Annotated in this window: 11 protein-coding genes; all 11 read right to left on the bottom strand. The window is 71.1% G+C overall.

The features are described 5' to 3' along the window. Window positions 1-32: 32 nt before the first annotated feature. Window positions 33-521, bottom strand: coding sequence for a hypothetical protein (locus tag O7629_RS01340; protein ID WP_278127514.1), 489 nt, complete (start codon window positions 519-521; stop codon window positions 33-35). Beyond that, window positions 518-3,175, bottom strand: a complete 2,658-nt coding sequence (locus tag O7629_RS01345) for a hypothetical protein (protein WP_278127515.1) — start codon at window positions 3,173-3,175, stop codon at window positions 518-520. The genes O7629_RS01340 and O7629_RS01345 overlap by 4 nt, the downstream gene beginning before the upstream one ends. Next, window positions 3,172-5,220 carry a phage tail tape measure protein gene (locus O7629_RS01350; RefSeq protein WP_278166999.1) on the bottom strand — a complete coding sequence of 683 codons (2,049 nt, stop codon included), beginning with the start codon at window positions 5,218-5,220 and terminating at the stop codon, window positions 3,172-3,174. Before O7629_RS01350 ends, O7629_RS01345 begins: the two co-directional genes overlap by 4 nt. Beyond that, entirely contained in the window at window positions 5,165-5,497 is a 333-nt protein-coding gene (locus O7629_RS01355; RefSeq protein WP_278166998.1) for a DUF4035 domain-containing protein, read from the bottom strand. Before O7629_RS01355 ends, O7629_RS01350 begins: the two co-directional genes overlap by 56 nt. Window positions 5,498-5,538: 41 nt before the next feature. Beyond that, window positions 5,539-5,934: a hypothetical protein gene (locus tag O7629_RS01360; protein WP_278148128.1), complete on the bottom strand. Its 396-nt coding sequence runs from the start codon at window positions 5,932-5,934 to the stop codon at window positions 5,539-5,541. A 6-nt stretch (window positions 5,935-5,940) separates the two neighbouring features. Then, window positions 5,941-6,378, bottom strand: a complete 438-nt coding sequence (locus O7629_RS01365) for a phage tail tube protein (protein ID WP_278148127.1) — start codon at window positions 6,376-6,378, stop codon at window positions 5,941-5,943. A gap of 4 nt (window positions 6,379-6,382) precedes the next feature. Further along, window positions 6,383-7,552: a DUF4082 domain-containing protein gene (locus O7629_RS01370; protein WP_278148126.1), complete on the bottom strand. Its 1,170-nt coding sequence runs from the start codon at window positions 7,550-7,552 to the stop codon at window positions 6,383-6,385. Next, on the bottom strand, window positions 7,552-7,926 hold the full coding sequence (locus O7629_RS01375; protein WP_278167006.1) for an HK97-gp10 family putative phage morphogenesis protein: 375 nt from the start codon (window positions 7,924-7,926) through the stop codon (window positions 7,552-7,554). The genes O7629_RS01370 and O7629_RS01375 overlap by 1 nt, the downstream gene beginning before the upstream one ends. Continuing rightward, on the bottom strand, window positions 7,916-8,242 hold the full coding sequence (locus O7629_RS01380) for a hypothetical protein (protein ID WP_278167005.1): 327 nt from the start codon (window positions 8,240-8,242) through the stop codon (window positions 7,916-7,918). Before O7629_RS01380 ends, O7629_RS01375 begins: the two co-directional genes overlap by 11 nt. Window positions 8,243-8,287: 45 nt before the next feature. After that, a complete protein-coding gene (locus tag O7629_RS01385) occupies window positions 8,288-8,878 on the bottom strand; it encodes a histone-like nucleoid-structuring protein Lsr2 (protein WP_278167036.1) in 591 nt (196 codons plus the stop codon). Window positions 8,879-8,883: 5 nt separating this feature from the next. After that, the coding region (locus tag O7629_RS01390) for a head-tail adaptor protein (protein ID WP_278167035.1) at window positions 8,884-9,201 on the bottom strand (318 nt) is incomplete at its 5' end.

Raw genomic sequence — 9,201 nt, forward strand, 5'->3', positions numbered from 1 at the left:
GAGCACGATGAGCAGAGCCATGTCATTCCTCTCTACAGTGGCCGGCGGTAGTGGACATACAGCGCCGATGCCGCCTGGTTGGTGCCGGATTGCACGTCGAGCGGGGTGGCCGTGGCCTGCCGGACACGGACCTCCACGTAGTCGCCGGTCTCCATGCGCAGCAGCGGCGCGTGCGCCACCGACAGTGCCGTGTCCGACGTCGCCGGCCAGATGACTTCCCGCGAGCCGAGGACCGACACGCCGTTGAGCCACAGCCAGGCCAGGCGTCGGTCGGCGACGTACGGCTCCCACATGATGTGGCCGGAGACCTCGTACCAGCCGTCGACCTGGCACGTGTATCGGGTCGGCTCGCCGGAGTCCCAGCCGCCGTGCGTGTCCAGCTCCGCCACGTCCCATTCGACGCTCGTATCAGTGGACGCCAGGATCTCCTGCGCGGACGACATCCGCAGGACGGCGGCCGGCGGGTCGACCAGGGTCGCCAGGTCGTCGCCGGTGACGATCTGGCCGTCGGCGATGGTCATCGGGCGAGCCTCCACGGCGCTACGGGCCGGACCGGTGATCCGGCCAGGATGGTCTTGACCACGCCGTTGACCGGGGTGGCCGCGATGGTGAACGTCTGCCGGCCCGGCTCGAACAGTTCGGCGTCGTCGATGTAGGTCAGCACCCCCGACGTCGGGGTGCCGGTCAACCGGACCCGACCGGAGACCCGCGCCGCCGACGCCGGCGGGGACGAGGTCGCGGTGAGCTGGGTCCACGTGTCGGCGATGACGCCGGCCGTCACCGTGGTGGTGCCCAGCAGACCGCCGCCGTCGTCATACCACAGGATCTGCATGTCGATGACACGCGTCGACGCGCACCGCACCCACGCCGACCAGGTCCACGCGTACGCGCCGTCCAGGGCGTGCACCGGGATGACATCGGTGGCGGCGATCGCCTCGGCGCTGACCCCGTCGGGAGTCAGCAGCAGCGACGCCGACCCGGTGTGCGCCTGCGCGGTCGACCGGCCGACGGTGCCGCCGGTGCCGGACCAGCCCGACGCGTCAACCTCGAACGTTCCGTTGGGGTTGACGGGACCGGCCTGGGCGCAGCTGGTGGCGGTCAACCGCACCCCGGACACCAGCACCTCCATCGGGTAGTCCGGCGGCCGGACGGTCCACAGCGATCGGTTCCCGGCGGCTCTCGCCACCGGCAGCGCCGTGTCGACCCCGGCGTCGACGTCGGCGGTGGTCACCGATCCGCGGGTGCCCGTGCGGGTCGTTGACGCCAGCACACCGACCCGGTACAGCGCGGCGGGGCTCGTCGACCACGTGATCCGCAGCGACGACAGGTCGAACTCCTCCGCGTAGCCCTCGACGATCTGCTCGACCGGGTCCGGCGGCAGCCCGAACGCGTCCAGGCCCTGCAGCTGGACCAGGTCACCGACGTCGACGGCGGCGGCCGCGTCGCGGGCGGTGTCGTCCCACGCCAGCGACGTCAGATCCACCGGGATCTGCGGGAACCGGGTCTCGTCGATCGTGCCGGCCGACAGCATCCACCACGCCGCCGACTCCAGCTCGGCCGCGTCGGCGACGTTGCGGTCCAGCTCGACCGGCATCCGGCCGACCCCGTCCGGATCGTCCGTCGGATCCTGCACGTTCAGCGCACCTGTCTCCTGGACGATGCGTGTCTCGGCGCCGGCCGTGCTCCGCAGGGTGACGTCGTTGACGATCAGCTTGTCGTCGTCGACCGGCGTCAACGGGGACGCCAGCCGACCGGACCCGTGCGCCAGCACCAACGGCGTCTGGTTGTACAGGGTGGACCGCAGCCGCATCACCAGCGCCCGGGTGCCGCGCGCCTCGGTGAGGATCGCGTCGTCCGCGTCCGCGCACTCCTGCAGCAACTCCAGCACCGACAACCGCCGCTGCGGACCCATCGGCGCCGACGACGCGGCGTCACCGATCAGCGAGGAGCCGGGCACCGACTCCTCGGCGCAGAGCCGCTCGAACCGGTCCCCGGCGGTCTCGCCGGCGTGGCCGGTGGCAGCTGACACGGTGTCCGAGGTGCCCGGGACCGGTGACCAGATCGCGACGTGCCCCAGCGACGGCATCAGGTCGTCGCCGTTCTCCCGCTCACGCGGGTTGAGCACCCACTCCGTGACCTGCCCTACCGTGCCGGCAAGCGTGTCGCTGAAGCTGGCGACGGTCGCGGCCAGCAGGCCGTCCACCCAGACTCGGATCCGGATGTTGCCGCCGTCCTGGTCACCGTCGACCCGGTAGTGGTGCGGCAGCCCGTCGGCGATCGTGAACGCGGCCCAGCCCGACCCGAAGCTGGTCAACGCCCGACCATAGAAGACGGTGAGACCCTCAGGAGCGACGTTGGCCTCGTAGCGCATCGTCTCCTCGGACGGATGATCCGTGAACGCGTCGGTCGTCTCCCACCAGATCGGCGTCCGGGAGTCGGCCTGGTCCCGGGGCTGGGTCATCACCCACTCGACACGCCACCCGGACCCGCCCGCCGGCTGAGGCACCAGGCCCCGCAGGGTGCCGCCCCGGGACAGATCCACCACCGGCGCGGACCCCGGCCCGACATCACCGGTGCCGAACTCCGGCAGCCCGGCCGGAGGGATCGGCTCACCAGTGTTCGGCGCCTCGAACCGGGAGTAGCCGAACGGCCGCGCCGGCGGGCACCCGGGGATCGGTGACCGGGCCAGCGGCGCCCCCGCCGGATCCTCCAACGGCCAGTAGCCGGCCGGCCCGGTCGCCGGGATCGCACGCCGCAACGCGGACTGCAGCGGCGCGGCCGACACCGTGTGCCGCAGCCCGTACGCGGTGACCTCCACCCACCGCACCGACGCGGTCAGATCCCACTGCGCCGGCCACTCCAGCACATCGCCGACGAACCGCACCGGCGCGGTGGTCAGCTGCGGCACGGTGACCCGGATCGGCACCCGCCGACCGATCACCCCGAACAGATCCGAGCGCGGATTGCGCCGCGAATAGCGGCCCACCACGCCCGCCGCGACCCGCGACGCACCGTTGTTGATCATCAAAGTGCAGGTCGCCGCATCCGGCTCGCCGCCCTCGTTCTGCGTGCCCCGGGTGATCCGCACCTTCCGCTTGTTGAACACATCCGCCGAGATGTCATGCCACTCGCCGGCGTAGAACAGCTCAGTGACCGGCGTGAAACGGGTGCTCACCGGGCACCCCGCTGCCCGAACGCCAACTGCACGTTCCCGCGACCCTTGACCCGCACCAGCTCCCGGATGATCTCCAACAACAGGGCCATCAGTCGGCTGCCGTCGCCCTCGAACAGGACCGTCGTGTCCCCGCCGCCACCGTCCAGGTCGCGGGCACCGCGCGGCAACGGCACCACCGCCTCGTCGTACCGGCCCTCACCGATCACCGCCAGCCGGCCACCCGGCGTCGCCGGCACGATCCCACCATCGGCCAGGTACGGGATGTTCGGCGTCGACAGGGTCACCGACGGGATGTCCAGGCCGAGGACCGACCCACCACCCAACGTCAGCGAGAAGTTGTTCCACCGGGCGATCAGCCAGTTCAGGGCAGTGCGGAACGCCGTCTTCAGCCCGTCGAACATGCCCCGCGCGCCGCGCGACAATTTGCCGGGGAGTCCTTTGAAGAATGCAACGAACCGGTCGATCCTCGACTGGATCTCGTTCCACATCGCGACCGCGATCCGGCCGACACCCTTCCAAAAGCCGGAGAAGATGCCCCACCACGTCTTAAACAAGGCGATAAAGAACTTCCCGATCGTGATCCAAACGGTGGAGAAGACCGTCCACCACAGCTTGGCGAGGGTGATCACGGTATCGAACAGCCACGTCCAGCCCGTGACGATCCAGTCGACCGCCCACTTCACGACCGCCACGATCGCCGTCCAGATGACCGACCACAGGTCCTGGAACCACGTCGTCTGCGTCGCGATCCACACGATCACTGCGACCAACAGAGCGACACCGGCGATGATCAGCAGGACGGGGCCGAGGGTCGTCGCCATCACGATGCCCCACGCGGTCTGCACCGCCGTCCAAATCTTGACCGCGATAACAACGAGCGCGATCGCCGTAGCGAGAATGCCGAGGCCGGTCGCCAACGGCACCACCCAGTCCGAGTTTTTCTGCAGCCAGCCGAAGGTGGCTTCGATGTACGGCACGGCATCGGCCAGCGTGGTGACCAGGGCCAGTTCGGCCTTCCGGCGGAAGTTGTCGAGTCGCTGGCTGGCCGAGCCCTCCAGCGCGGCACCGGCCGAGTCGCTCGCCCCGGCCACGGTCTCCAGGCCGTCACCCACCGACGCCATCGACTGCAGAAACTGCGGGATGTCCGACTTGTTGAGGTCCTCCAACGGCGCGCCGAACAGCGCGATCGCCTGCTCTGCCTGGCTGGTCGGGTCCTTGATGGACGCCAGTCCGCCGACGATCTTCTGAAACGCGGCCTGGGCGCGGTCACCACCGGCCAACAGGTCGTTCGACATCTTGTGCGCGTCGAGCCCGATCGACTCGTACGCGGTCTTCGTCGAGTCGGACATCTCGGTGGCCAGGAGCGTCATCTCTTTGATGGCGTCGCCGGTCTTGTCCAGACCCCACTTGCCCTTGGTCGCGGCGTCGGTCAGCAGCGCGAACGTCTGCTCACCGCTGAACCCGACCGCACGGAAGAACTGGCTGTACTCGTCGGCGACCTCCAACACGTCCGGCACCAGTGCCTCCGGTACGCGCCGGCTCGCCGCGGTGATGAGGTCCAGGGCGTGCGTCGCGTCCCGCGCCAGCCCGGACCCGATCAACGTGGAGGCGTACTGCGCGGCCGCTGCGACGTCGACGCCCCACGCCGTCGCGTACGCCTGGGTCCGTACGGTCAGGTCCTCCAGCTTCGCGGCGTCCCCGTCCGGCACCAGTCCGGACGACAGCACGGCCCTGGTCGCGGCCATCGCGTCGGCAGCGCTGGCCGCGAAGCCTCTCCCGTAGACCTCGCCGGCGACATCACCCACCTTCGCCGCGAGCACCGGATCACCCAGCCGGGCCTCCAGCTGTGCGCGGGCCCGGTCCAGGTCCATCGCGCCGGCGATGCCGACGGCGAGGGTGGCGCCGATCGCGACCGCGCCGATCGCAGCGGACTTCTTGACCGCCTGCCACGTCCGGTTGAACGTCGACCGGATCGCTTTGGTGCCTTTCTCAACGCCGCCGGCGTCGACGCCGATCTTGACCATGAGGTCCGCCAGAGTCGCCACCCGGGTCACCTCCTCGACGTGTACGGCCGCCCATCTGGGCGTTGAGTTGTTTGATCAGCCGCAGGTGGTCGTGCTCGTCCTGCGGGCCGGCGGCCGCCTCCGGGCGGTCCCATTCCGGAATGAAGTCCTCCGGCCGGTACCGCTTCCCGCGTTTGCCCCGGTTCGAGTTCGCGATGGTCGACGCCACGATGGCGGCCTGGATGTCGCCGCGGGCCGGGCCGAGCGGCCCGGTCACCCGCTCGTACGCCATCCACCCGGCGACCTCGCGCGAGTCCATCGCCGCGAGCATCACCCCGACCGGCATGCCCAGGGCGAGCGCTAGTCGGTAGCGGAACTGTCGCTCTGGGCGCTGTCGAAATCCGCCGTGAGCTCGTCGACGTCGTCGTCGGACAGGCCCGCGATCCGCTGGCATGCGTCGTAGATCCGGTCCAACGGCTTCGCGTTCTTCCGCGACAAGGCGGCGATGTCGTCCTCGGTGAACATCTTCCGCCCGGTGCCGTCGACCGCACACAACACGATCAGCTTCGCGCGGGCGTTGCGCATGTTGACCTTGCGGTCCCGGCCCCGCTGCTGCAGCAGCGACTGCTCGAAGCTGTCCCGCTCGGCACCACTGATGCTGCGGATGCGGACGGTGCCGCCCCACTCCGGCACGGGCACCTCGTCGAAGGTGCGGTCGGACGCGCCGAGGATCTGGTCACGGCTCAGGAAAGTCATCGGTCGTCAGCTCCCGGTCGGGGTGAGGGTCGGCTTGCCGCTGATCTTGACGGTCAGACTGCGGCCCATCTTGTCGTCGTACGGGAACTCGTCGCCCAGCTCGGTGAGGATGCCGGCGAGGTCCCACGTGTGTTCGTCTGCCGTGTCCGGCAGGATCACGATCTGGTAGTTCCGCGGCTGGTCGTCGTCGAAGTCGTCGTCCAGGTCGTGCGTCGCCTCGGTCGGGTCGTAGTTGATCTCAAGGCTGACCTCGCCGCCGTCCTTGAGGCTGCCGACGAACTGCATCCACCCGTCCGGGCTGTCGTGGGCGGTGACGTCGATCGTCTCCCGCGTCCGCGCCGGCCCGGAAATGCTGGTCACGTTGGCGATGGCGGTGAACGCCTCGGTCGGCGTGGCACCGTCCCCGCGCTTGAACTGGGTGCCGAACGCGTCAAGTCCAGACACGCTGCTACTCCTCTACCTGCGATGTGATGATCCGGAACCGGATCACGTGATGACGCACCTGCGGGTCCGTGGTCGGCACCGCCTGGTCGAACTCGTTGCGGATCGACACCACCCGGTGCCCGGTCACCGTCAGCTCACGCGGCCGGTGATCCAGCAGCACCCCGATCCGCCGGGCGATCGCCTGCCCATCGGCGTTACCCCGCGCCTCGGTCCACACGTGCACGGTGACGGTGATGTTCCGGCCGAACCCGCCATGGTCGTTGTCCGGGATGGACAGGTGGTCACCGATCCGCACGTACGGCTTCACCGCCGGCTCGGGGACCTGGTCCCACACGCCGGTGACCATGCCCATCAGCGTGTTGTCGCCGGTCAGCCGGGCGTGGATCGCGGCCTGCACCGGGTGGATCGGCGACTGCGACCCGTCCCCGGGTGCGGCCTGCACGTCGACGGCGGCCGCCGCGTACCCGGACAGCCCACCGGCGTCGGTGACCCGGGCCAGGATCGCCTTCACGCCAAACGTGGCGTAGGCGTGCGTGAGGATCGGGGTCGACCCGGACGTGGTGGTGCCGTCGCCCCAGTCGACCCGGTAGGTGGCGTCGTCCAGGCCGTCCGGGTCGGTCGCGGTGATCGTCACCTCGACCTGCAGACCGTCCGACGCCACGTCCACCGCGGTGATCGTCGGCGCCGTCCCCGACGCCACACCCAGGTCGTACGCGACGTCGACGCCGTACCAGTTCCCGACCGACAGCGACGGGAACGATCCCGGGTTTTCGTTGTAGACACCGTTCGGCACCGCAGCGCTGGACAGCGTCGTCACGGCACCGTCGGCCGACACCACGGCGTCGTCCAGGGCGTCGACGAGTACCCCGTAATTCCCACCTGTCGGGTAGGACACCACGTACTGTTCGCCGGCGAGGCGCTCCACCGGTGACGACAGTTCGTGCGTCGACCAGCCCACCGGGAGACTGGTCGGCATCACCGCCGAGGCGAGGAGCACCCCGCTCGTGGTCCAGATCTTGCCGACCCGGCCGGGGTAGTCGATCTCGTTCTCGCCGGCCCACACCCGCACGTGCGTCAGGGTGATCGGCTCGTTCGCCTGCTGCCTGCTGCCGAGCTCGTAGTCTTCCGGGTCGGCGGCCTCCTGCGGGTCGGCGCCGGACCAGCCGACCGCCATCAGCGGGCCAGCTTCCGCAGCGACACGCCCGTCTCCTTCTTCACCCTGCGCGGGAACCGCCGCCGGGCCCGCTCGGCGGCCGGCTGCGCGAACGGCTGTTCCGGGGTGTCCTCGGTGCCGTGCTCGACGAACGTCGCATGCCGTGCCGTGGCCACCGCCCGGCCGGTCAGCCCGCCGGCGTCGATCTCCTCCTGCACCGACTCGGCCAGGGCGCCGGTGTCCCGGGGCGCGCCCTCACGCATGTCGTCGGCCGTCTCCCGCGTCTCCCCGATAACCGCCCGCCGGGCACCCTCCTGCACCGCTGCCGGCATCCGGTCCAGGCGGCGGCCGAGCAGATCCATCCCGGCGACCGACACCGTCGTGTCACGCGCCACCCGCATCCCCCTCCAGATCTGGTGACTCGAGTTCAGCGGCCGCGGACCGCAGCGCCAGCGCCAGCACCCGGCGCAGCAGACCGCCGTCGACGGACGCTGCCACCTCGTCGCGGTCGACGGTCACCGTGCCGATCTCGGTCTCCGCCGACCCGCCGATCCGGATGTAGACCGGCAACGACACCGACGCCATCAGCGGCGGCCCGGTCTGGGCGACGTCAGGTGGCGGCGGATAGCGGCCAGGTCGGCGGCGATGGCCAGCAGCGACCACGCCACCGACCCGGCCGGGTCCGACCCGTTCGCGCACTCCTCCGCCCATGCACGCGCCTGGCCGGGCTCGACCTGCGGCCGCCGGTGCGGCGGGCTATCCACTGTGCGCCTGCCGGTACGCGTCGACCAGGTCGGCCGGGATCTTCCCCCGCCGGGGCACCGGCAGACCCTGCCCGGTGGCCCACGCCCGGATCTTGGCCCGGTCGGCGGCGGTCAGCTCCGACCCGGCCAGGTCCGGGGCGGCCGGCTCGGCGGCGGCCGCCTCGTCCCGGGTGCCGTCGTCGGTTGCCGGGTCGGGCTGGCCGGCACCGGCCGGGCCTGGCTCCGGCGGTGTGCCGACCGCGTACGCGTCAGGGTCGTGGCGCAGCACCTCGTCGACCCGGTCCACCGCGTCGGCCACCTCGGCGGGCAGGCCGTCGCGGTGGCCGACGGCAGCCTCGACCAGGGTGGCCGCGACCGCCGCCAGGTGGTCCCGCATCAGCAGCACCGTCCGGGCGTACGCGCGGACCCGGTCCACCTCGGCCGCCGGGTCACCGCCGGCGGCCGGGTAGTCCACGGTCAGCGGGCCCCACAGTTTCGGGTGTTCGGCCACGATCGGATGGGCCTGGTGGGCGGTGTGCTGCCCTCGGCGGACCATCCGCCGGCTCCCGCCGATCGTCACGGTGCCGGTCCGCACCGCGATCATGATCGTCACGACGTCTCCTCACTCGGTGGCTCTGACTGGACCCACTCGCAGTCCGCGCGTAGGTACGCGGGCTCGGACGGGACGACGGTCGACGTCACCCGCCACACCTGGCCGCCGCCGCGCAGCTCGTCACCCCGGGCCACGTCGGCGTCCGGCCGCAGATACAGCGGTGTGGTGTGCCCCGCGCCGGCCTGCGCGGCCGCGACCCGCTCGGCCGTCGACGGCTGCGGCACCCGCGCCCACACCACACCCACCTGCGCATGGGTGACGGTCTGCCCGCCGGCGCCGTCGTCGACCAGCTGCGGCCGCCACACCGCCAGCTG

This window comes from Solwaraspora sp. WMMD792 (assembly GCF_029626105.1).
Classification (GTDB): Bacteria; Actinomycetota; Actinomycetes; order Mycobacteriales; family Micromonosporaceae; genus Micromonospora_E.

Bases quoted from the DNA above. Each gene is read 5' to 3' on its own strand.
- O7629_RS01370 (WP_278148126.1), bottom strand. From the start codon at position 7,552: ATGGCGGTCGGCTGGTCCGGCGCCGACCCGCAGGAGGCCGCCGACCCG.
- O7629_RS01340 (WP_278127514.1), bottom strand. From the start codon at position 521: ATGACCATCGCCGACGGCCAGATCGTCACCGGCGACGACCTGGCGACC.
- O7629_RS01380 (WP_278167005.1), bottom strand. From the start codon at position 8,242: ATGGGCGGAGGAGTGCGCGAACGGGTCGGACCCGGCCGGGTCGGTGGC.
- O7629_RS01385 (WP_278167036.1), bottom strand. From the start codon at position 8,878: ATGATCGCGGTGCGGACCGGCACCGTGACGATCGGCGGGAGCCGGCGG.
- O7629_RS01360 (WP_278148128.1), bottom strand. From the start codon at position 5,934: ATGACTTTCCTGAGCCGTGACCAGATCCTCGGCGCGTCCGACCGCACC.
- O7629_RS01355 (WP_278166998.1), bottom strand. From the start codon at position 5,497: ATGGACTCGCGCGAGGTCGCCGGGTGGATGGCGTACGAGCGGGTGACC.